The sequence below is a fragment of the Nesterenkonia lutea genome (genome assembly GCF_014873955.1).
Classification (GTDB): domain Bacteria; phylum Actinomycetota; class Actinomycetes; order Actinomycetales; family Micrococcaceae; genus Nesterenkonia; species Nesterenkonia lutea.
In genome coordinates this window covers 1,824,340-1,845,654 of the sequence record NZ_JADBED010000001.1, presented here as the reverse complement: position 1 = coordinate 1,845,654, position 21,315 = coordinate 1,824,340, and the positions used below count along the sequence as shown (strand labels likewise).

The following is a 21,315-nucleotide window of genomic DNA, read 5'->3' as shown; positions in this document are numbered from 1 at the left end:
CATCGGTACAGGATGAGCGCGGACAATAGCAGACAGGCCAGTCCCGGAGTGTGCCCCACGTCCCGGCTTCCGCACTATTGCACCGCAAGATCGCAAAGATAGGTTCCACCATGAGCTCAGATCCGCACAGCAGTCCCCGTCGCGACCCCACCGATCCTCCTGAGGGCGCCACTGAACGGATCGAACCGGTGCCGGGCAGCCCGGTGGAGAGCTACTCTGCGGGATGGCCCGCCGCGTCCTCGGCCGGCCAGACTGAGGCGGGTGCCCAGGAGCATCAGCAGGCACAGCGCCCGCCGCTGCCACATGGCGCCCCGGACCAGCAGGACCAGGCCTTCTACGGCCAGCAGCAGCACGGTGAGGGCCACCACGGCCAGGCCCAGCATGGGCAGGACGCCTACGGTCAGAACCAGTATGACCAGAATCAGTACGGTCAGAACCAATACGACCAGAACCAGTACGGTCAGGCCCAGTACGGCCAGGGGGCTTACGACCAGACCCAGTACGGCCAGCACCCTGCCTTCAGTCCCTACGGCTATGGCGGTCAGCCCGCAGGCGCTGAGCAGCGGCCCGAGCGTCCCAAGCGCACCGTCGGCGTGGGCGGGCTCGCGCTCGCCGTCGTGCTGGCCGGTCTGCTCGGCGGCGGAGTCGGAGCAGGCTCAGCGGCTCTGTGGGATGAGGACGGCATCAGCACCTCGCAGAGCGGGGGGATCGAGATCAACAACCCCGAGTCCGCGACTGTGGTCACCGCGGCGGCGGCGAAGGCCTCGCCCTCGGTGGTCACCCTGGCGGTCAACGAGGGCGGCCAGGGCGGCTCGGGCTCCGGGATCATCCTCGATGACCAGGGGCACGTCCTGACGAACACGCATGTGGTGACCCTCGGCGGTGCCGCCGCGAACCCGGAGATCCAGGTTCGAATGAGCGACGGTTCGGTCTCCGATGCCGAGGTCGTCGGCACGGATCCGCTCAGCGACCTCGCGGTGGTGCAGCTGGAGGACATCGAGGGCATCCAGCCCGCGGAGCTGGGCTCCTCCGGGGACCTCAACGTCGGCAATCAGACCATCGCGATCGGAGCACCGCTCGGGCTTGCCGGCACGGTCACCGACGGCATCGTCTCCACGCTGAACCGCACGATCTCCGTGGCCTCCTCCGCCGTGGAGGACGAGGCCGCCGATGCTCCGGACGTGCCCGAGGAGACCGAGGACGGGGAGGGCTTCGAGTTCTACTTCCCAGACATGGAGGGATCCCCCACCCAGGGGTCGATCCACCTGAACGTCATCCAGACCGATGCCGCGATCAACCGGGGCAACTCCGGCGGTGCGCTCGTCGATGACGAGGGACGGGTCATCGGGGTCAACGTGGCGATCGCCTCCTCCGGCGGCGGGGCCGAGACCGATGCCGGCTCCATCGGCGTGGGCTTCGCCGTGCCGATCGACTACGCCCAGCGTGTGGCCGAGGAGCTGATCGCCGATGGCGAGGTCTCGCACGGACTGCTCGGCGTGACCGTGGCAGCGGCCGGCTCCCAGGACGCGACCGACCAGTCGGAGCAGTCTGAGCAGGGTCTGGCGCCCACTATGCCTGGCTTCACGGTCGGTGCGCTCATCGATGAGGTGCCGGACGCGTCGCCGGCGGAGGATGCCGGGCTGCAGGCAGGGGACATCATCACGGCGGTCAATGATCGGCGGATCGAGGACTCGATCGCGCTGACCGCCACGATCCGCGAATACGCCGCGGGGGAGAGCGTCACCGTGACCTACCAGCGCGACGGCGAGCAGAACGAGGTCGAGGTCACCCTTGGCGGCATCTGAGTCCCCCGCGGGCCCGCCCGCGGAGCTGCAGACGCTCCCGGAACTGCGGACGCCCGCAGCACTGGCCCGGCAGCATGGCATCACCCGGGCGCTGGCCTTCGGGGCGCACCCGGATGACATCGACTTCGGCGCCGCCGGCACGATCGCGGCACTGACCGCCGCCGGAGTCGAGGTCACGGTCTGCCTGCTCACCTCCGGCGATGCCGGGGGCTTCGAGCCTGGGCGCGACTCGCAGGCCATGGCCAGGCTGCGCGAGGCGGAACAGCGGGAGGCCTCCGCGCTGCTGGGAGTCCGCGACGTGCTGCTGCTCGATGAGCGCGACGGCTTCGTGAAGCCGACCGACGAGCTCGTCGGCAAGATCGTGCGGGTGATGCGCCAGGTCCGTCCCGAGGTGGTCATCTCGCCGCACCCGGAGCGAGCCTGGGACCGGCTGCAGAAGTCCCACCCGGACCACCTGGCCTGCGGGGAGGCCGTGGTGCGCGCCGCGTATCCCTATGTGGAGAACCCCTTCGCCTATCCGGAGCTGCTGGCAGAGGGACTCGAGGCCTTCAAGATCAGGCATCTGCTGCTCACCACCGCCCCCCAGCAGCAGGTGAATCTGCGTCTGGACGTGACCGGGCAGGAATCGCTGAAGATGGCAGCGCTGCGGCAGCACTTCAGCCAGCATCCGGACGCGCAGCGCATGGAGGGGTTCGTGCTGGATCAGATGCGCCAGATCCACGGCGGCGCCGGCTATGCCGAGGAGTTCCACTGGGTCACGGTCAACGCCCCGGACACGATCAGCGGGTTCTGACCCCAGGTCGGCGAGCTCAGCCAGAGATCTTCAGGCACGTACCTTCCGCCGGGCATCCGCAGCGCGCATCTTCAGGCGGCGGTGACCAGCACGCCGTCCTCGTCGGACCACAGCGTGGCTCCCGGGACGAAGGTGACCCCGCCGAACTGGACCGGGACGTCGATCTGCCCCAGGCCGTCCTTGACGGACTTCCGAGGGTTCGAGCCCATGGCACGCACGCCGAGGTCCATCCGGGCCAGCTCGGCCCGGTCCCGCACGGCACCGTGGATGAGCACCCCGGCCCATCCGTTCTCGATCGCGGAGGCCGCGATCAGATCTCCGATCAGCGCGGAGTCCACGGAGCCTGCGCCGTCGACCACCAGCACCGAGCCCTCACCGGGCGAGTTCAGCAGCTCCTTGACCAGTCCGTTGTCGCGATAGCAGCTGATGGTGCGGATCCTGCCGGTGAAGCGCACCCGCCCGCCGAGGTTCAGCAGCTGCAGGGACAGCGACTGCAGGGACTCGTCGGCGTCGTAGAGGTCACAGGTGGTGAAATCGGCGTCCATGGATTCTCCCGCGCTGGCTTCTGGGCTCATCGGTTCTCCTCGTCAGTTCTCTTCCTCGTCCTCCGAGGACCCGCCGTACTGCGGGCCGTCGGTGATCCTCTCGCGCAGCGCGATCTCGGCCACGGTCTCGCCCATGGGCCGTTCGACGCCTCGGATGTCCTCCACGGTGATCTGCAGGGCGCGATGCGGGGTGATGCTGCTCAGCGTGACCACCTCCTCCTCCAGCTCCTCGGCGGTGAAGTTGCCCAGCGAGCTGGGCTGGCCCGCCTCATGCGGCATCAGCCACAGCTGGTAGGTGTCATCGCCCTCGAGCGTGCCGACCTCCGAGAAGTCCACATAGCCCACGTCCTCCGCCGCAGAGATGACCGCCCGGGCGGTGCCGCCCTGGGAGAGTTCGATGCCTTCGACCACGCGAGCCTCAGGATCATCGTCGGCAGTCGATTCGATGTCCTGTCCCGCCATGGCGCCCCAGATCAGCAGGATCGCAGCCAGCACGACGACGGCGAGGCCGGTCAGGATCATCCAGCGCTTCATGATCGGCTCGCGCTTCGGCGCCTCTTCGGTGTGGCTGGAGATGGACTCCACCATTCCCATGCCGACCTCCTGGTCGGAGAGGTTGTGCAGGACCTCATCGAGCAGGTGGCTCGGCGGCACCACGGGATGAGCGGTGAAGATCTCCGCCAGGGTGCGCCGGGCCGCCAGCACGCGCGTGTCCCAGGCGCGTGAGGTCGCGTCGTCGGCGATCAGGGCTGCTTCATCCAGCAGCGCCCGCTCGCGATCATCGATGGCGTCCAGGGCGTGGATCTCGGCGAGCTCCACGAGCAGCCCGTGCTCGACGTCGGCACCGATGTCCTCGGTGAAGTTCCGGTTGACCCCGCCGGAGCGCTCCACGTCCTTCTTCGTCACGGCGGCCCGCAGGATCGGGTCGAGCTCGGCCTCGCGGGTGGTGCGCTGGGCATGCATCCGCGTCATGCCGTCGCGCAGCCGGGACTTCACGGCGGGAACAGCTGCCCCCACGGCCTCCGCGACCTGCTGGTGTGTGCCGCCGGCGAGGTAGCTCAGCGCCAGGGCCTGAGTCTGCGAGTCGGAGAGCGGATCGATGTCATCGATGATCTCTTCGGGCAGACCGGCCACACCGCCGCCATCTTCCCTCGGCACCGCAGAGAGGGTGATGGGTGTGGCGGCGCCCTCGCGGAAGCGCTCCACCATGATCTGATGTGCCAGCGGGACCAGCCACTCCAGCACCAGCTCATACTCGGTGGGCCGGTAGGCGTTCTCGGGATCCAGCTCATCGGCTGCGTGCTCATCGGTGAGCAGCTCGGAGGCCTGGGACTGCAGGCGCAGGTCCTGGGCGCGCTCCTCGGCCTGGTCCCACAGCTGGTGATAGACCGCCAGCGTGGAGTCCTGTGCGCCCTCGGGGTCAGCGTGCATGAGCAGCGCCAGACCGTAGACCACATCGGAGGTGGCCTCGTAGAAGGTGGCGAAGGAGGGCTGGTCGCCCCGGGCCGAACGCGCGAGCAGCTCGCTCAGCGTCGGATCGCTGAGCGGCCCCGCAGACTCATCCTCGCCGGACTCCTCCTCACCGAACTCATGCTCGCCGAAGTCACGCTCAGCAGACTCACCCTCGCCGGACTCGCCCGCTCCAGACTCGAAGTCCTCGCCGGCAGGCTCTGCGAGATCCTCCGGGTACGTCTCCTCACCGGCGGGGCGGGCTGTCGCGGCGCCCTCGTCCTCGGGCGCGGGGGAGTGTGCCCCGGTCTGATCCGGGTGCCTCGGAGTGCGCTCGCGGTCGTCCTGCGGACGGTCCTCGGGGCGGGGCGATGCAGGGTGATCAGAGGCGGTGTCCATGATTCGTGAGTCTAGCGATCCCGAGCGGATCCCAGCGCCACCAACACCCTCGCGACGTTCAGACCGACCCGGTGAAACCGTCCTGGCGCCAGGCCTCGTAGATCGCGATGGACACCGAGTTGGCGAGGTTCAGGGACCGGCGTGAGGGCAGCATGGGGATCCTGACCCGCTCGGTGACGCGAGGATCGGCCTTCACGTCCTCGTCCAGGCCGGTGGACTCCCTGCCGAAGAGCAGCACGTCGCCCCCGCGGTAGGTGACCGAGGTGTGGGACACCGCGCCGTCACCGGTGAAGGCGAAGACGCGCTCGGGGGCCAGCGCGGCGTAGGCTGCCTCCAGGCTGGGGTGCACCGTCATCACGGCGAGGTCATGGTAATCCAGGCCGGCGCGGCGGAGCTTCGCATCGGCGAAGTCGAAGCCCAGCGGTTCCGCCAGATGCAGCTCCACACCGGTGACCGCCGCCAGTCGGATCAGATTGCCGGTGTTGCCAGGGATCTCCGGCTGGTCGACCAGCACGCGAATCGGGTTCTTCACGTCGGCCATCCTATCGGCGCGGCAGGCGCGCTCATCCCAGCGGGTGCTGCAGCTGGTCGCGCAGCGCCGCCAGCAGATGCCGGTCGATCACATTGGCCTGGGGCGAGGCCGCGAGCTGTTCGCGGATGCTGCGGAAGGCGCGGGCCGGTGCGAGTGGTTCTCGCACGGTGCCTGAGGCGGTTCCACGTGCCTCCACGACCGGGCTCTGCATGCTGCCGTCGGGAGAGTGCAGGACGATCTGCTGGCCCACGCTCAGGCTCGTCTCGCGGCCGGTCTCCCGCATCGCGGCCTCCAGAACGGCGCGCAGGGCCCGCGACTGGCCCGCCAGGTCAGGGACCGCCACCGAGCGGCCAGCGGCGTGGAGGTGGCGCCCGTCCCAGGAGACGGTCGCCGCGTGGACATCAAGGGAGGAGACCACCACGAGCGTGTCCCCGCAGACGAGCACGTGGTCCGCCGCCCTTCCGCGGGGCGTGCGAGCCTGGCCTCGACGATCCCGTCGGGCAGGCTCCAGGGCCACCGTGTTGAACAGGCGGGCGGTGGGAAGGTCGGCGAGGACATGCTTCTCCAGAAGCACCGCCGTGTGCTCGGCCCTGCGCAGGGCACGTGAGCCGCCGAAGATTCCCCGCGAGCCGAACCCCCCGTGGGTGCGCTGACTGGTCAGCGGCAGCGACAGCGGCTCCGGACGGGAGAGGTCCGGGATGTAGACCGGCGCGAGGTGGGCGGTTCCGGAGGGCCGTGCCGCTGACTCGCCCGTCCCGCGACGTGTGGACGAGGTGCTTCCGGCTGCGTTCGTCCTGAAGGCCGGGCTGGCGAATCCTGCGCCGCGGCCGTAGCGGGGGGCCTCGTCCTCGGCCTCGGCGGCGGAATCGGCTCCCCGCGCGGGACGGCGCAGGTCACGGTCATAGGCGGCTCGCGCCGCGGCGTCGCCGAGCACCTCCCAGGCGGACTGCACCTGGTGGAACTCCTCGGCGGTGCCCCCGGCGTCGGGGTGGGCGCGGCGGGCCTGCCTGCGGTAGGCCGCACGGACGGCCTGGGCGTCGGCCTCGGGACCGATGCCCAGGACGCCATAGAGGTCTGCGGGGTGACTGCTCATCGAGGAATCACGATATCCCCAAAAGCGTAGAATCGTGGACACGATGTCAACTGCAGACCCCGCCCTGAGCTCCTATTTCGACCACGCCGCCACCACACCCGTGAAGCCCACCGCCATGCGTGTGCTCACCGAGGTCATGCCGCAGCTCTCGAACCCCTCTTCTCTGCACGGCTCCGGGCGGCGCGCCCGACTGGCCGTGGACTCCGCGCGGGAGCAGCTGGCCCGCGCGGTGGGGGCCCATTCCTCGGAGGTCATCTTCACCTCCGGCGGCACCGAGGCGGACAACCTCGCGGTCAAGGGTCTGTACTGGCAGCGTCGCGCGCAGGACCCCGCACGGACCCTCGTGCTGCTGCCCGGGATCGAGCACCACGCGGTGCTGGAGACGGCGGAGTGGCTCGAGGCCCACGAAGAGGCCGAGCTTGGCATCATCCCCGTGGACGGCGAGGGGATCGTGGACCTGGTCCAGCTTGAGGCGATGCTCGCCGAGTCCGCTGAGCGCGTGGCTCTGGTGACCGTGATGTGGGCCAACAACGAGACCGGCGCCATCCAGCCGGTGGCGCAGATCGGTGAGCTCTGCGCCCGCTTTCACGTGCCGCTGCACACGGATGCGGTCCAGGCGCTCGGCTCCGTCCCGGCCGGGACGGAGCCGATGAGCTTCCGCGAGTCCGGGGCCGCCACCATGGCGATCAGCGGCCACAAGATCGGAGCCCCGGTGGGGGTCGGCGCGCTGCTGGTGCGCCGCGACGTGGTGCTCACACCCGTGCTGCATGGGGGCGGGCAGGAGCGCGACATCCGCTCGGGCACCCTGGACGTGGCGGGGATCTGCTCCTTCGCGGCCGTGGCCGAGGAGCTGGTGGCCTCCCAGGTGGAGGAGTCGGCCAGGCTGGCGCGGCTGCGAGACCGGCTGCTGGCCGCCGTCGTCGACCTTGACGGTGTGACCCTGCGCGGACCGGACCCCAGAACGCATCCGCAGCTGCGGCTGCCCAACAACCTGCACATCACCGTGGATGCGGCGGAGGGGGACTCGCTCCTGTTCATGCTGGACATGGCCGGGTTCGACACCGCCACCGGATCTGCCTGCACGGCCGGGGTGCCGCGGCCCTCCCACGTGCTGCTGGCGATGGGGCTGAGCGAGGAGCAGGCCCGCGGGGCACAGCGCTTCACCCTGGGCTGGACGACCACCGAGCGCGAGGTCGAGGCGCTCGCGGACGCGCTGCCCGCGGTGATCGCGCAGGCGCGCACCGCGGGGATGGCCGCCGGGCGCCGCTGAGCCCGATCTCCCCATCTCTGGGGCGAGAGCAGGCGTTCCGGACAGGCTTCACCGGGTTGAGCCGTCCGTCTGCGCCCCAGGGATGACGAGTGTGCGTCAGTCGGCGCGGTGCGGCTCCGGCAGCACGATGTCGTTGACCTCCCCGGGAGCCCACGCGATCTCCCAGCGGAACCCCTCAGGATCCGCGAAGTACCCGGTGTAGCCGCCCCAGTCGCGGTGCTGGGGCGCGGTGACCTCTGCCGCCCCGGTCAGATCGGCCACGGCCAGGGTCACCAGAGACAATCGTTGGTCCATTGCGGGTCCCCTCGGCAATCGTTCATCCATTGGGCGCGCTGCGGCGGAATAGAGGGCGCGCCAGGGGTTATTCCACCGCATTGCGCCCAACAGATGGAAGGGCAGGGGCGAGGGGGCCCACCGGATGGGCCGGGCGCCGCAGCTCAGGTGCCGCAGCTCAGGCGTCGCGGATCTGCTCGCGCAGCGCCTCGGCGGTGTCCCGGACCCGCGTGATCACATGCATCGCGGCCGGCTCGCGCAGCGAGGCGACCTGTGACCGGGCCGGTTCGCCGCGGTGACGGTCCGCGGAGCCGACCAGCAGGAAGTTCTCCAGCCCTTCCAGCGGCATGCCCAGCCGATGCCAGGGACGCTGCACACGGCGCGCCAGCTCGCTGACCTGGGGCAGCCCTGCGCCGCCCGCCTCAGCGGTCTCGGCGCCGGTGAGCACCGAGGCGAGGATCGTGGCACCCGACTCGACCAGCTCGGCGGTGCGCTCCCAGCCGGCGGCCTCCATCACGGTCAGGTCCACCCCGAAGCCATGCACCGCGGGGCTCCGTCCCGCGCGGAAGTCCTGAAGGTGCTCAGGCTCCACCGCACCGCCGAGGTCCAGCAGGATCTCCTCCACGCCGGAGGCCTCCAGGGTCTCGATCATCAGTCCGATGTGGGCCCTGGTCTCGTCCCGGCCGAGCGCGCGGATGGTCCGGTAGCCGCTGACTGTGGGGATCTTCCCCCTCCGGGCGCGGGAGTACTCCGGTTCGGTGATGATCACAGTCAACGACGACGGCGCACAGGCCCGCCGGACGTGGGCGACATGTTCTGCGGCTCCGTTCGCCAGGGAGGCGGCCAGATCGCGGCGCGCCCCGTGATCGGTCAGCACCTTCTCCCCAGAGGGCAGCGCGAGCCCCGCCATGAGACTGATCGGTCCCATCAGCTCGAGCACCAGGGGAGGAGCGAACCCGTCGTCGTCGGGGGCATCTGCACCGGTCTCGGCGCGGTGGCCGCGCACATCCGCGAGGGTGTCCACGTCCGAGCGCAGCCAGCCGCGGATGCGCTGGTCATCGGCGCCGGGCCGCTGGGTGAGCCGCCAGCCGTAGGAGGTCAGCTCGGCGGAGAGCTCGGAGAGCTGTGCCAGGCTGCGCGCGAGCAGGTCTGAGTGCAGCCCGCGTCCGGGGAGCTCGGGCAGGCCCGGCAGGTGGGGGGCCGGCAGCTCGGCGGCCTGGAGCTGGGCGCTGCGGATGAGGTCTGTGCCGGGCATGGCTCCGGCTGCGGCAGAGCGAAGGGTCATCGGTTCTCGGTCTCCGCGGTGGCCTCAGCGCCAACCTCTGCGCCATCCTCTTCGGTGGTGGCGCCCCGCGAGGCGGAGATGGCCTCGTGGTGGCGGATGACCTCTTCGATGATGAAGTTCAGGAACTTCTCCGCGAACTCAGGGTCCAGCTGGGCGTCGTCGGCCAGCCGTTTCAGCCGGGCGATCTGGTTCTTCTCCCGGGAGGGGTCGGCCGCGGGGAGCTGGTGCCTGGCCTTGAGCACGCCCACCCGCTGGGTGGCCTTGAAGCGCTCGGCGAGCAGGTAGACCAGGGTCGCGTCGATGTTGTCGATGCTGGCGCGCATGGACACCAGCTCCTCGAGGATTCCGGACTCCACATAGGCTGCGGCCTCGCCGGCGCGGGGATCAGTGCTCATGGGACCAGCCTACTGGGCGGCACCGCTCCCCAGCACTCGTCCAGCACCGCCGTCCAGCACCGCCGTCCAGCACTGCCGTCCAGCACTCGGCCAGCGCTGCCGGCCCGTGGGCTCAGCTGCTGACCGGGTGGTAGTTCTTCGAGCGTGCAGTGTCGATCGTCGCCTGGCCGAGCACACGGGTGCCCTGGTACATCACGGCGGTCTGTCCCGGGGCGACCCCCTGCAGGGCCTCCTCGAGCTCCACCATCAGCCGGGGGGCGCCGTCTTCGGTCTCCGGGGCCTCCGCCTCGACCCGGGCGCGGGCGGGCACCGGATCGGCGTGGGCGCGGATCTGCAGGTCCAGGTCGAACCATTCACCGGTGGCCGCCTCGGACACGGGGGTGCCGGCCCAGGAGAGCCGGATGCCGCTGAGCCGGTCGATCTCGAGCAGCTCACGGGGACCGGCGACGACGGTGTTCTCCTTCGGCCTGATCTCCAGCACGAATCGCGGCTTGCCGTCCGGGGCGGGACGGCCGAGCTTGAGTCCGCGGCGCTGGCCCACGGTGTACGCCTCGGATCCCTCATGCTCGCCGATCTGCTCGCCTTCGGCATCGAGGATCGGCCCGTTGCGCAGCTCGATCTGCTCGGCGAGCCAACCGCGGGTGTCCCCGTCCGGGATGAAGCAGATGTCATGGGAGTCCGGCTTCTTGGCCACCGAGAGTCCGCGCTCGGCGGCCTCGGCGCGGACCAGGTCCTTCGAGGGCGTCTCGCCCAGCGGGAACATGCAGTGCTCGAGCTGCTCAGTGGTGAGCACCCCGAGCACATAGGACTGGTCCTTGGTCCAGGTGGCGGCGCGGTGCAGCTCGGGGCTGCCCTCGGCGTCGCGGAAGACCTTGGCGTAGTGACCGGTGGCCACGGCGTCGAAGCCCAGCGCGATCGCCTTGTCCAGCAGCGCCTCGAACTTGATCTTCTCGTTGCAGCGCATGCAGGGGTTCGGGGTCCGGCCGGCGGCGTATTCGTTGATGAAGTCGTCCACCACGTCGGCTTTGAAGCGCTCGGAGAAGTCCCAGACATAGAAGGGGATGCCCAGCTTCTCGCAGGCGCGCCACGCATCGGAGGAGTCCTCGATCGTGCAGCAGCCGCGCGAACCGGTGCGCAGGGTGCCGGGCATGCGGCTCAGCGCCAGGTGCACGCCGACGACCTCGTGGCCGGCGTCCACGGCGCGGGCCGCGGCGACCGCGGAGTCCACTCCGCCGGACATGGCTGCCAATACCTTCATGGGATGTCTTTCCGCTCGAGGATGATGCGCTCGGCGCGTGCGCCGCAGCTGGTGCCCAGTATTCAGCACCGAACTGGTGCCCAGTATTCAGCACGCAAGGGGGTCGGCGCATTCCCGCGGGTCAGGGCGGCGTCGAGGCGCCTGCCCGGGGAGCGCAGGTGAATCGCCGGTCAAGCGCCGGGGCCGCTGCTCGCCCGGGGGAGCGCCGGTGCTACAGGCGGCCCGAGGCCTTGAGCCGGATATAGGTGTCGGCGAGCTGAGGCGGCAGCTGGTGCGGAGTCGCCTCCACGACCTCCACGCCGAGCGAGCCCAGCTGGCGGCGCAGCGCCTCCTTCTCGATGAGCGAGCGCTCGGCGGCGGCGGCCCGGTAGACCTCGCTGGTGTTCTCCCGCGCCCGGGCCCGCCGGTCCAGCTCCGGATCGCGCACGGCGGCCAGCACCACCAGGTGCCGCTCCGCCAGCGCGGGCAGCACCGGCAGCAGGCCCTCCTCCAGGGAGCCCGAGTCCAGCGAGGTCAGCACCACCAGCAGGCTGCGCTGGGAGGTGATGGCCCGGATCTGACTGGGAAGCTGCGAGAAGTCCGCCTCCACCAGCTCAGGCTGGACCTCCGACATGGCCTCGGCCATCTGGTGCAGCAGATCTCCACGCATTCCGGAGCGCGCCTGTCCGCTCAGGCCCCGGTCGAAGGAGAAGAAGTCCACCCGGTCACCGGCTCCGGCGGCCAGCGCCCCGAGCAGCAGCGCCGCCTCCATCCCCGAGTCCAGCCGCGGCTCGTCCTCGATCCGCACCGCCGAGGTGCGCGAGGAGTCCAGGGCCAGGATCACACGTCGATCCCGCTCCGGCCGCCAGGTGCGCACCACCAGATGCTGGCCCTGCGAGGACTGTCGACGCGCCGTGGCACGCCAATCGATGGAGCGGACATCATCGCCGCGGACATAGTCGCGCAGCGAGTCGAACTCGTGCCCGGCGCCGCGGATCTGGACCGCGGTCGCACCGTCGAGCTCGCGCAGCCGCTGCAGCTTGGAGGGCAGGTGCCGACGGGAGTGGAACGGCGGAAGCACGCGCAGGCTGTGCCGGACCCGGTGCACCACCTGACGTCCGGCGAGCCCCATCGGACCGATCGAGCGCAGGCTGATGTGTTCGCTGTGCAGATCACCGCGCCGGGACGGGCGCAGCGCGGTGTCGATCCGACGCGTCACCTCGGCGCCGCCGGGCAGCTCCACGGCAGTGACCGGTCGCCGCGCGCCGGCAGAGGGCTGCCAGCCGTCCTTGACCTGACCGCGCAGCCGACGTGAGCCGTGGTGGTGGAGCGCCGTGGTCGCCGTCGTCGGCTGTCCCAGCCTGACCGGGGAGGTCGGCAGCCGCTCCACGCGGACGCGGCGCGGGGAGCCGGCCAGTGCCATGTCAGCGGCGGCGAGCAGCACCAGCAGCGCGAGGCACCCCAGCAGGGCGGCCCAGCCGGGCAGCACGACGACGACGGCGCCGAGTCCCAGCGCCACAAGGAGGAACCGTCGGGTCAGAACCACGTGGTGGCCTCAGCGCGGGACCGGCACAGTGGCCAGGATCGACTGCAGCACATCGTCGATGCTGACCCCGTCCATCGCGGCCTCTGGGCGCAGCGAGACACGGTGGCGCAGACAGGCGGGAGCCAGCGCCTTGACGTCGTCGGGGGTGATGAAGTCCCGTCCGGAGAGCCAGGCCCAGGCCCGGGAGGCGTTCATCAGGGCAGTGGCGCCGCGGGGGGACACGCCGAGCTGGAAGCTGGGAGTCTCCCGGGTGGCGCGCGCCAGATCAACGATGTAGGCGAGGACCTCATCGGCGATGGAGACCTGCCTGACCTGCTCGCGGGCCGCAAGCACATCTGCGGCGCCGGCCACAGCGGTGACCCCGGCTCCAGCGAGGTCCGAGGGGTTGAAGCCTGCGGCGTGGCGGCGGATGACCTCGATCTCCTCTCCGCGGTGGGGCAGGTCCAGATGCACCTTGAGCAGGAAGCGGTCCAGCTGGGCCTCCGGCAGCGGATAGGTTCCCTCATACTCCACCGGGTTCTGCGTGGCGGCGACCAGGAACGGATCCGGCAGCGGACGGCTGATCCCGTCCACTGAGACCTGACGCTCCTCCATGGCCTCGAGGAGCGAGGCCTGAGTCTTCGGCGGCGTGCGGTTGATCTCATCGGCGAGCATGAGATTGGTGAAGACCGGGCCCTCGCGGAAGCTGAAGTCCCCGGTCTTGGAGTCATACACCAGCGAACCGGTCACATCGCCGGGCATCAGGTCGGGGGTGAACTGCACCCGCGCCGTGTCCAGGCTCAGCGAGGCGGAGATCGCCCGGACCAGCAGCGTCTTGGCCACTCCGGGGACGCCCTCCAGCAGCACATGCCCGCGCACCAGCAGCCCGATGAGCACGCTGGTCACGGCGGTGTCCTGCCCGACGACCGCCTTCGCCACCTGACCGCGCACCTGCTGGAACTTGTCGCGCAGCAGATACACCTCCTGCGCCGTCGGCGCCGCGGGTCCTCGCCGGGGTGCTTCCTGGGTGTGCTGGGACGCGATATGAGGTTCAGTCATTGCTGGTGTTCTTCCCTTGCTGAGTGTGCGGCTGTGATGCTGGCCGCGGGTGCGGCTGTGATGCTGGCCGCGGGTGCGGCGGTGATGCTGGCCGCGGGTGCGGCGGTGAGTCTGGGGTCGAGGGTGGATGGGATCGTGCGGAGCCGGAGCCGGTGCGGGTGTGCTGGGTGAGCACTGCGTGCTGGGCGTCATCCTCCAGCATCTTCAGGGCCTGGGCATGGGCGACAAGTTCTGCGTTGCTCCGGGGCTGCTCGGCGAACAGGCGGGCGATCTCCGCAGGATCGCGGTGCACCTGACGGGCGACCGCCTCGACGATGCCGGACTGCTGCGGGGCGCTGCCGAGGCGCAGGAGTCGGGAGAGCCTGATCAGATGCGCGCTGCGCAGAGTCTGCGCCGAGGCCTGCACCGCGTTGGCGCTCTGGTACATCCGTCCGCGTCCCTCGGCGGTCTCCGCCGCGGGCACCTGGACCGGCAGCGGCTCCCCGACCACCGGTCCGGGACGGCGTCCCATCACGAGCATCAGCACGACGGCGCAGAGCAGCAGCCACCAGGCCAGCGGAACCACCCAGCCGGGGAGGAGATCGGTCGGGGAGGCCCAGTCCTCAGAGGACATCGCGTCCAGGCCCATCGGCGTGTACCAGATGAGCTCATCGCGCCCCCCGAAGAGCCAGAGCGCCAGTGCGGCGTGGCCGGCGGAGGTGATGTCGTGATTGCTGAAGGCCTCGGGGGATCCGAAGAGCACCCCGGCCGAGGTCTCCACCAGAATCTGGGCCTGACCGGAGTCGTCCTCGAAGCCGGTGAAGCACCCGGGGTCATGGCTGTGGAAGAGCGCACCCGGGGCCTGGACCTGGCCGGCGTTCACCGCGGCCGGCACCGCGCACTGGGCGCCCGCGTCCAACGTGGCCGCCTCGAGGGGCCCGCCCCCGGCATGGGCCCCGGCATAGCTGACCTCGCCCTCGGGGTACAGGGCGTCGACGAGCTCGGGGGACTCCGTCAGCAGCACGACCTCACGGTCTGCGCCTTCGCGCAGCTGGTCGAGGAACCCCTGGGCGGGCACCTCACCGGTGGAGAGGACCACCAGGGGAGCCTCGGGATGCTCCTGCATGAGCTCCTCGGCGACCTGCGCGGAGGAGGCGGTTCGCAGCGTGACGCCTTCGTCCTGGAGCACCTGCGCCAGCGCGGCGTAGCCGTCCAGGGAGGTGTTCTCCAGGCCATAGCGGTCGGTGTCCTCCTCACTCATGGCCTGGACGAGCACCACGGAGAGCAGGCCGAGCACGAGCAGCAGGAGCCAGAACTGCCAGCGCTGGAAGCCCGAGCGCAGCGCCGAGCCGAGGGTCGCCGTCGTCGTCATCTCTGTGCCCCGTCCCGCTCGAGGCGTGACTCAGTGCGTGACTCGGTGCCTGATCCCGGGCGCGGGTCGAGGTGCCGGTCAAGGATCAGCAGGGTGTCATAGTCTGCGCGCTGCATGGAGCCGCCGCCGTAGCGGGAGTAGTTGAACAGCTCGGCTGCCCGCACGGCCCGGGCGGCCTCGCCGGGATGGGCCCGGGCGAGCGCCTCGCCGGCCTCGGTGGCGGTGCGTCCGGCCTGCTCGGCCAGCACCCGGTGCTCCTCGGCGGCGCGGACGACCGCACGGAAGAGCTCACGGCAGGCCTCGTCGAAGCGGCCCGCGGCGGCATGTGCCTCTGCGCGGTCGCGCAGCTGAGCCGCCGTGATGCCGGAGGGGCTGGTGAGCAGATCCTCCGGGTCGCCGCTGCGCTGCAGCCGCGGGCGGACCAGGACGATGCAGAGGATCACCGCGGCGAGCAGCAGCACCAGCAGCAGGACCGGGCCCAGCGGAAGGTTCACCGGTCCGATGTTCAGTGCGAGCTGGTCCAGCCAGGCGAAGAAGCGGTCGGCGGCCTCACGCAGCGGCCCCGCGGCGTCGCGCTGATAGCGGGGGTCGCTGAGCTCCTCCTCGAGGAGCCGCCTGGCCTCATCGCGCTCGGGCTGCATCGCGGTTCACCCCCGCGGCAGGCTGCGGGAGGCGATCCTGGAAATGGTCGTGGAGGTGCTCGATCGAACCGGGGACGAGGCGCTCCACCGACCCGGCGTGCTGCGCCTCTGTCGGGAGGTCCTGCTCCGCGGCGGCCAGCAGGGTCACGTCCAGCGCCTCCTGACGGATTCTTGCATTGAGGTACATCAGCGAGACCACGGTGCCGACCACGCCGACGAAGAGGGTGGTGACCACTGTGCCGTAGAGCTCGGACACGGCGAAGACGATGAATTCGGCCCATTCGGCGGGGGCTCCGGGCAGCAGGGATCCCTCCAGGAGCTCGGTGGCGGCCACGGCGATCATCAGCGGCGCCGAGGCGATGCTGAACACGATGCCCAGGATCACGTAGAGCAGCGCCACCAGTCCGATGTGCCGCCACCAGCGTCCGCGGTTGAGCCGCCAGGAGCGGGCGATCGCGGCGAGCGGGCCCAGTCGCTCCACGATCACGGTCACCGGGGCGTACATCACCGCGGCGGTGACCCAGCAAAGCACCAGGAAGAGTGCAGGCAGAACGACCACCGCCCCGAGGAACAGGGTCAGCACCAGCACCAGCACGGCGAGGAAGAGCACGGGCACGGCGAGCACGCCGAGGATCAGGCCCAGGACCAGCAGGTTCAGGACCACGGGGCCGAGCCTGCCGAGCCTCAGACGCACTGTCTGTGCCATGGAGGTGCGCAGGCCGTAGGCGGCCCGGAGGGTGGGGAGCGCCATATAAGCCGCGGCCACCAGGATGACCAGGGAGGTCAGCGCCGAGCTTGCCAGCGTGAGCCAGATGAAGGCGGTGTCGGTGGCCAGGCCCAGGGCGACATCGGCGTCCTCGAAGGCTGCCGGGTCGGTGAGCATGCGAGTGTAGGCGGAGGAGGGCAGCAGCACCATCAGGGTCAGCGTGAGTCCGAAGTTCACCAGCCCCGCCACGAACGGCACCCCGAGCACCGCTCGCGGGGAGCGTCGGATGACTGCGGCCGCCGCGCTGAAGAGCTCATCGGCGACCATCCTGCGCAGCGGGAAGACGGTTCCCGGTGCCAGGGTCGGGCCGGCGGGGAGGGCCGAGCCCTGCGGCCCGGAGCCGCGAGACCTTCGGGCGTCATGGGGTGGATATGGGCCCGGGGGCACTGTGGAGGGCGACGTCGGAGACGGCGAAGAGGCAGCGCTCGGCGACCGCCGAGCACCACGGTGTGTCGCCGCTGTGCGGATCATTGCCCCTCCTCAAGCGCGCCTGCGCGAGTGCCCTCCGCGCCCAGCCTACCGCTCTCATATATCCTGAACGCGGTGCCGCGAGGAATCGGGCCCCAACCTGCGCGCGTGAAGCGCTGTGCTGCAGGACCTCAAAGGACGGAGAGCAGATGAAAGCCAGGATCCTGGTCGTCGACGACGATGAAGCGCTGGCCGAGATGATCGGCATCGTGCTGCGCAATGAAGGATTCGAGCCCACCTTCTGCTTCAACGGCGACGACGCGCTGGAGACCTTCCACAGCTCCAAGCCCGATGTGGTCCTGCTCGACCTGATGCTGCCCGGCAAGGACGGCATCGAGGTCTGTCGCGAGATCCGCGAAGAGGCCGATACCCCGGTGATCATGCTGACCGCCAAATCAGACACCGCCGACGTGGTGCGCGGCCTCGAGGCCGGTGCAGACGACTATGTGCCCAAGCCGTTCAAGCCCGCCGAACTGGTGGCCCGGGTGCGCGCCCGGCTGCGGCCCGCCGATCACGGCACCCGCTCCGAGGGGGAGACGCTGTCCATCGGAGACCTCAGCATCGACGTGGCAGGACACGAGGTGCGCCGCGGAGAGCACCGCATCTCACTGACTCCGCTGGAGTTCGACCTGCTCACCGCCCTGGCGAAGAAGCCCTGGCAGGTCTGGAACAGGGAGATGCTCCTTGAAGAGGTCTGGGGATACCGCCACCAGGCCGACACCAGACTGGTCAACGTCCATGTGCAGCGCCTGCGTTCCAAGATCGAGAAGGATCCAGAGAATCCGGAGATCGTGCAGACCGTGCGCGGAGTCGGCTATAAGGCCGGAGGGCAGGGGTAGTCATTCCGCCTGAATCGGAGAAGTCCACGGATCACCTCGCCTCGAGGGCCTCAGCGGCCTCCACGGGCAGCATTCCGATCATCCGCGACCGGGTCGCCACCTCCCCGAGCGCGGACGGTGACTCCGCGGGTGCGTCTCCGAGCACCGAGACGCCGGCGCGCTCGCGGCCGGGCCTGCTGGGCAGGATGCGCAGGATCAGTGAGCTCCCCAGACTCTGGGCCCGCTCGCTGCTCATCCGTGCGGTCTTCTTCACCGGGCTGCTGACCATGATCAGCACCATGGCGGTGGCCGCCTTCCTGGTCCAACAGGTCACCTCTGGTCTCTTCCAGGAACGTTTCGACCAGGCAGAGCGGGAGGCCACCAGCGGCCTGGACGAGGTGCGCAACAACTTCGCGGCGCTGAACACCAGCAGTCGCGGCGAGGCGGAGCAGGACATCGAGTCCATTCTGCAAGACGTGGGGGAGTCGGGGGCAGAGATTCAGCGCGAGGCCATGCTGCTGCCGCTCGAGACCGGCGAGAACCTCATCGGTGGGTTCAGCACCAATCCGGAGGTGACCAGGGAGCAGATCTCCGCTGAGCTCACCGACGCGATCGCCCAGGGCACCGGACAGTACTGGCAGTCGGTGGCGCTGGAGTCAGAGGGCCCTGACGCGGTCCCCGGGGTCGCCTTCGGCACGCAGGTGGACGTGCAGGGAAACCCCTATGCCCTCTACTTCGTCTATGACTTCTCCCCGGTCCAGGAGAACGTCTCCTTCGTCTTCCGCACCATGCTCGCCGCCGGAGCCGCGATCCTGCTGATCAACATGGCCATCGCCGCGTGGGTCGCGCGTTCTGTGGTGCGCCCTGTCTCTCAGGCGGCCGAGGTCTCCGAACGCATCGCCGACGGCGAGCTCGACCAGCGCCTCGCCGTGCGCGGTGAGGATGAGATCGCCCGACTGGGCCTCTCCTTCAACCGGATGGCCTCCAACCTGCAGGAGCAGATCACCCGGCTGGCGAACCTCTCCAAGATGCAGCAGCGCTTCGTCTCAGACGTCTCCCATGAGCTGCGCACCCCGCTGACCACGGTGCGCATGGCCGCCGAGGTGCTGCATGAATCCCGCGAGGAGTTCGACCCGATTAACCAGCGCTCTGCGGAGCTGCTCTATCACCAGGTGGAGCGCTTCCAGGCGCTGCTCTCAGACCTGCTCGAGATGTCACGCTTCGACGCCGGCGCCGCGGAACTGGCCACGGCGGAGGTCGACCTGCTCTCGCTCTCCCGCGAGGTCCTGGTGAGCTCCCAGCCGCTGGCGGAGAGCTCCCGCACTCCGCTCGGGCTGGTGATCCAGGGCGAGGACTTCATCGCCGAGGTCGATGCCCGACGCATAAGCCGCATCCTGCGCAACCTGGTCAACAACGCCATCGAACATGCTGAGGCCCGCCCGGTCGACGTGATCGTCGCCTCCAGCCCGACGGCGGTCGGGATCTCCGTGCGTGACCATGGGATCGGCATGAGCCCCTCCGAGGTCTCCCACGTCTTCGACCGCTTCTGGCGCGCCGACCCCGCCCGGGCACGCACCACCGGCGGCTCCGGACTGGGCCTGTCCATCGCCACCGAGGACACCCGGCTGCACCAGGGCGCCCTCGACGCCTGGGGCCAGAGGGGGCAGGGCTCCTGCTTCAGGCTCGTGCTGCCGCGCCGCCAGAGCGTGCCTTACCGCGCCTCACCGATGGCGCTGCCCCCGGTCTACCGCGCCTCAGATCGGCACCGCATCGAGGCCATCCCGCAGGTCTCCAGCTACGGGGATCCGGAGCATGACCGGATCAACGAGCAGTCGCTCTACCAGCAGAAGGAGGACTCATGATCCGTCGTCGTCGCTCGACGCTGCCCAGACGTGTGGCCGCCGCGCTGACTGCGCTGGTGCTTCTGCTGGTCACCTCCTGCTCGCCGGCGCTGCCCACCGACGGTCCGGTCGGCACCTCGGCCCCCGACTCCGACGGCGACTTCAACCTGGCCCCGCAGGTCTTCCCGCCGCAGCCCGATGCCTCCGCCGCACAGATCGTGCACGGCTTCATCCGTGCCGGCGCCAACGCCCGGGACGACTACGCCGTGGCCCGGGAGTTCATGGACCCGGAGGCGGCACGGGAGTGGCGGCCCGATGGGCGGACCCTGGTCTACTCCAGCGAGCCCACCGTCCTTCTCTCCGGCGAGGACACCTGGACGGCCCAGTTCCAGGTGGAACAGGTCATCGATTCCAGCGGGATCCTGACCAGGCTGCCCGAGGAGTCTGCGGAGGTCATGGACTTCACCGTGGAGGAGATCGACGGACAGTGGCGGATCACCGACGCCCCCGACGGCACGATGCTGCTCGACGGAACCTTCGAACAGGTCTTTCAGGCCCACACCCTGTACTACTTCGACCCGCAGCTGCGCTACGCGGTGCCTGATCAGCGCTGGTTCCTCAACCGCCCCGGCATCTCCTCGCAGATCGTCGGCGCGCTGCTCGCCGGTCCGGCTCCCTATCTCGAGCCCGCGGTCGTCTCGGCGTTCCCCGACGGCGCGGAGCTGGAACGCGCCACGGTGCCGGTGGACGAGGGCACAGCAACAGTCGACCTCGCCCCCGAGCAGGTGGCAGACGCCGAGCCGGCCGAGCGTGCGCTGATGCAGGAGCAGCTCGACCTGGCGCTGATGTCGCTCTCCAGCGTGCGCGACGTGGAGATCACCGTGGAGCAGCGCGAGCTGGAGATCCCCGTGTCCCCCGACCTCCCCGAGGAGGACCGGCTGGACATCGAGGATTCCCCCGAAGTGGACCCCACCCAGGTGGGCATCGAAGACGGCACGCTGCGCCGACAGAACGATCAGGTCACCCTGTCCATCGGCAGCCTGCCCGACATCTCTGACCTCGATCCGCAGGATCCGGCGGTGCCCAATGACTCCCCCGACGTCTTCGCATTCCTCAACGGTGAGGCAGACGTGCTCTACCACCTGCGCCCCGAGCGCGCCCCGGACCCGGTGCTCGAGGCCGACAACCTCACCCGGCCCTCTATGGACAACTTCGGCTGGACCTGGACCGCCTCCGCCGAGGGGGACGAGTCCACGGTCCATGCGCTGGCCTATGACGAGTCCCTGGAGCCCGGTCAGGCGGAGGTCAGCGCCGACTGGCTGGAGAACCGCACGATCACCTCGCTGCGCATCGCCCAGGACGGCGCGCGTGCGGCGATGATCCTCGACGACGACGGCGAACGGGGCCTCTACGTGGCCGGTGTCATCCGCGACTCCACCGGCATCCCGCGCGGGCTCGGCCAGCCCATGCGGGTGCAGACCTCAGTGGACCTCGAAGAGGTTCGCTGGCAGGGCTCCGACGCGCTCTACGTCTGGGCCAGCTCGGAGGACGACGCGATGACTCCTGAGCGGGTGACCCTCACCGGCTCCAGTGGAGTGGAACGGCCTCTGCTGGGCCTCTTGAACCTCTCCGCGGGCGAGGGACAGTCGAACGTGTTCGCAGAGACGGTGGAGGTTCCGTTCCAGAACCTCTCCGGAGGGGGTACATGGGTCGCCTCGGATGGTGTGGAGATCCGCGATCTGGCCTACCCGGGCTGAGCTGCCGGACCGT

At 70.0% G+C, this 21,315-nt stretch carries 20 protein-coding genes; 6 read left to right on the top strand and 14 right to left on the bottom strand.

Annotated elements, in window-relative coordinates; genetic code table 11:
• The first annotated feature begins 110 nt into the window (after window positions 1-110).
• Window positions 111-1,805: a trypsin-like peptidase domain-containing protein gene (locus H4W27_RS08435; RefSeq protein WP_225939061.1), complete on the top strand. Its 1,695-nt coding sequence runs from the start codon at window positions 111-113 to the stop codon at window positions 1,803-1,805.
• Window positions 1,806-1,848: 43 nt separating this feature from the next.
• Window positions 1,849-2,598, top strand: coding sequence for a PIG-L deacetylase family protein (locus tag H4W27_RS08430; protein ID WP_225939389.1), 750 nt, complete (start codon window positions 1,849-1,851; stop codon window positions 2,596-2,598).
• A 71-nt stretch (window positions 2,599-2,669) separates the two neighbouring features.
• Here H4W27_RS08430 and rraA read toward each other — a convergent pair whose 3' ends face one another.
• Genes rraA through H4W27_RS08410 form a run of 4 tightly spaced genes read right to left on the bottom strand, consistent with a single transcriptional unit; the run spans window position 2,670 to window position 6,616 of the window.
• A complete protein-coding gene (gene rraA / locus H4W27_RS08425) occupies window positions 2,670-3,173 on the bottom strand; it encodes a ribonuclease E activity regulator RraA (RefSeq protein ID WP_225939060.1) in 504 nt (167 codons plus the stop codon).
• A gap of 12 nt (window positions 3,174-3,185) precedes the next feature.
• The gene (locus H4W27_RS08420) at window positions 3,186-4,991 is read right to left on the bottom strand and encodes an anti-sigma factor domain-containing protein (protein ID WP_192595531.1); all 1,806 of its coding nucleotides are present in this window, start codon (window positions 4,989-4,991) and stop codon (window positions 3,186-3,188) included.
• Window positions 4,992-5,049: 58 nt separating this feature from the next.
• Complete coding sequence (locus H4W27_RS08415) at window positions 5,050-5,523, bottom strand: tRNA (cytidine(34)-2'-O)-methyltransferase (RefSeq protein WP_318782238.1); 474 nt, start codon at window positions 5,521-5,523, stop codon at window positions 5,050-5,052.
• Between the two features lie 31 nt (window positions 5,524-5,554).
• A complete protein-coding gene (locus H4W27_RS08410; protein WP_192595529.1) occupies window positions 5,555-6,616 on the bottom strand; it encodes a DnaJ domain-containing protein in 1,062 nt (353 codons plus the stop codon).
• A 43-nt stretch (window positions 6,617-6,659) separates the two neighbouring features.
• Between H4W27_RS08410 and H4W27_RS08405 the strand changes: the two genes are divergently transcribed.
• Window positions 6,660-7,886, top strand: coding sequence for a cysteine desulfurase family protein (locus H4W27_RS08405; protein WP_225939059.1), 1,227 nt, complete (start codon window positions 6,660-6,662; stop codon window positions 7,884-7,886).
• Window positions 7,887-7,982: 96 nt separating this feature from the next.
• Here H4W27_RS08405 and H4W27_RS08400 read toward each other — a convergent pair whose 3' ends face one another.
• From H4W27_RS08400 to H4W27_RS08360, 9 genes are all read right to left on the bottom strand, one after another.
• Window positions 7,983-8,180: a VOC family protein gene (locus tag H4W27_RS08400; RefSeq protein WP_192596625.1), complete on the bottom strand. Its 198-nt coding sequence runs from the start codon at window positions 8,178-8,180 to the stop codon at window positions 7,983-7,985.
• A 157-nt stretch (window positions 8,181-8,337) separates the two neighbouring features.
• Window positions 8,338-9,444, bottom strand: a complete 1,107-nt coding sequence (locus H4W27_RS08395; protein ID WP_192595528.1) for a uroporphyrinogen decarboxylase/cobalamine-independent methonine synthase family protein — start codon at window positions 9,442-9,444, stop codon at window positions 8,338-8,340.
• Entirely contained in the window at window positions 9,441-9,839 is a 399-nt protein-coding gene (locus tag H4W27_RS08390; RefSeq protein WP_192595527.1) for a chorismate mutase, read from the bottom strand. The genes H4W27_RS08395 and H4W27_RS08390 overlap by 4 nt, the downstream gene beginning before the upstream one ends.
• A 112-nt stretch (window positions 9,840-9,951) precedes the next feature.
• Complete coding sequence (mnmA, locus tag H4W27_RS08385) at window positions 9,952-11,097, bottom strand: tRNA 2-thiouridine(34) synthase MnmA (RefSeq protein ID WP_192595526.1); 1,146 nt, start codon at window positions 11,095-11,097, stop codon at window positions 9,952-9,954.
• 211 nt (window positions 11,098-11,308) lie between these two features.
• On the bottom strand, window positions 11,309-12,622 hold the full coding sequence (locus tag H4W27_RS08380) for a DUF58 domain-containing protein (protein ID WP_192595525.1): 1,314 nt from the start codon (window positions 12,620-12,622) through the stop codon (window positions 11,309-11,311).
• 9 nt (window positions 12,623-12,631) lie between these two features.
• On the bottom strand, window positions 12,632-13,660 hold the full coding sequence (locus tag H4W27_RS08375) for an AAA family ATPase (protein WP_192595524.1): 1,029 nt from the start codon (window positions 13,658-13,660) through the stop codon (window positions 12,632-12,634).
• The gene (locus H4W27_RS08370) at window positions 13,653-15,011 is read right to left on the bottom strand and encodes a DUF4350 domain-containing protein (RefSeq protein ID WP_192595523.1); all 1,359 of its coding nucleotides are present in this window, start codon (window positions 15,009-15,011) and stop codon (window positions 13,653-13,655) included. The genes H4W27_RS08375 and H4W27_RS08370 overlap by 8 nt, the downstream gene beginning before the upstream one ends.
• Window positions 15,008-15,652 carry a DUF4129 domain-containing protein gene (locus H4W27_RS08365; RefSeq protein ID WP_192595522.1) on the bottom strand — a complete coding sequence of 215 codons (645 nt, stop codon included), beginning with the start codon at window positions 15,650-15,652 and terminating at the stop codon, window positions 15,008-15,010. Before H4W27_RS08365 ends, H4W27_RS08370 begins: the two co-directional genes overlap by 4 nt.
• Window positions 15,633-16,805, bottom strand: a complete 1,173-nt coding sequence (locus H4W27_RS08360) for a hypothetical protein (protein WP_225939058.1) — start codon at window positions 16,803-16,805, stop codon at window positions 15,633-15,635. The genes H4W27_RS08365 and H4W27_RS08360 overlap by 20 nt, the downstream gene beginning before the upstream one ends.
• A gap of 230 nt (window positions 16,806-17,035) precedes the next feature.
• Between H4W27_RS08360 and mtrA the strand changes: the two genes are divergently transcribed.
• A complete protein-coding gene (gene mtrA / locus H4W27_RS08355; RefSeq protein ID WP_192595520.1) occupies window positions 17,036-17,725 on the top strand; it encodes an MtrAB system response regulator MtrA in 690 nt (229 codons plus the stop codon).
• Between the two features lie 31 nt (window positions 17,726-17,756).
• On the opposite strand, the gene H4W27_RS08350 is transcribed toward mtrA, so the two are convergent.
• A complete protein-coding gene (locus tag H4W27_RS08350; RefSeq protein WP_192596624.1) occupies window positions 17,757-17,993 on the bottom strand; it encodes a hypothetical protein in 237 nt (78 codons plus the stop codon).
• Here H4W27_RS08350 and mtrB point away from each other — a divergent pair.
• A complete protein-coding gene (gene mtrB, locus H4W27_RS08345; protein WP_225939057.1) occupies window positions 17,992-19,566 on the top strand; it encodes an MtrAB system histidine kinase MtrB in 1,575 nt (524 codons plus the stop codon). The two genes, H4W27_RS08350 and mtrB, sit on opposite strands and share 2 nt — an antisense overlap.
• Window positions 19,563-21,302 (top strand): LpqB family beta-propeller domain-containing protein, encoded by a 1,740-nt coding sequence (locus H4W27_RS08340; RefSeq protein ID WP_192595518.1) that lies wholly within the window; start codon window positions 19,563-19,565, stop codon window positions 21,300-21,302. Before mtrB ends, H4W27_RS08340 begins: the two co-directional genes overlap by 4 nt.
• Window positions 21,303-21,315 lie beyond the last annotated feature (13 nt).

Coding starts and splice junctions, on each gene's coding strand:
- H4W27_RS08435 (WP_225939061.1), top strand. CDS start 111: ATGAGCTCAGATCCGCACAGCAGTCCCCGTCGCGACCCCACCGATCCT.
- rraA (WP_225939060.1), bottom strand. CDS start 3,173: ATGAGCCCAGAAGCCAGCGCGGGAGAATCCATGGACGCCGATTTCACC.
- H4W27_RS08420 (WP_192595531.1), bottom strand. CDS start 4,991: ATGGACACCGCCTCTGATCACCCTGCATCGCCCCGCCCCGAGGACCGT.
- H4W27_RS08410 (WP_192595529.1), bottom strand. CDS start 6,616: ATGAGCAGTCACCCCGCAGACCTCTATGGCGTCCTGGGCATCGGTCCC.
- H4W27_RS08405 (WP_225939059.1), top strand. CDS start 6,660: ATGTCAACTGCAGACCCCGCCCTGAGCTCCTATTTCGACCACGCCGCC.
- H4W27_RS08400 (WP_192596625.1), bottom strand. CDS start 8,180: ATGGACCAACGATTGTCTCTGGTGACCCTGGCCGTGGCCGATCTGACC.
- H4W27_RS08395 (WP_192595528.1), bottom strand. CDS start 9,444: ATGACCCTTCGCTCTGCCGCAGCCGGAGCCATGCCCGGCACAGACCTC.
- H4W27_RS08390 (WP_192595527.1), bottom strand. CDS start 9,839: ATGAGCACTGATCCCCGCGCCGGCGAGGCCGCAGCCTATGTGGAGTCC.
- mnmA (WP_192595526.1), bottom strand. CDS start 11,097: ATGAAGGTATTGGCAGCCATGTCCGGCGGAGTGGACTCCGCGGTCGCC.
- H4W27_RS08375 (WP_192595524.1), bottom strand. CDS start 13,660: ATGACTGAACCTCATATCGCGTCCCAGCACACCCAGGAAGCACCCCGG.
- H4W27_RS08370 (WP_192595523.1), bottom strand. CDS start 15,011: ATGACGACGACGGCGACCCTCGGCTCGGCGCTGCGCTCGGGCTTCCAG.
- H4W27_RS08365 (WP_192595522.1), bottom strand. CDS start 15,652: ATGCAGCCCGAGCGCGATGAGGCCAGGCGGCTCCTCGAGGAGGAGCTC.
- mtrA (WP_192595520.1), top strand. CDS start 17,036: ATGAAAGCCAGGATCCTGGTCGTCGACGACGATGAAGCGCTGGCCGAG.
- mtrB (WP_225939057.1), top strand. CDS start 17,992: ATGATCAGCACCATGGCGGTGGCCGCCTTCCTGGTCCAACAGGTCACC.
- H4W27_RS08350 (WP_192596624.1), bottom strand. CDS start 17,993: ATGGTCAGCAGCCCGGTGAAGAAGACCGCACGGATGAGCAGCGAGCGG.
- H4W27_RS08340 (WP_192595518.1), top strand. CDS start 19,563: ATGATCCGTCGTCGTCGCTCGACGCTGCCCAGACGTGTGGCCGCCGCG.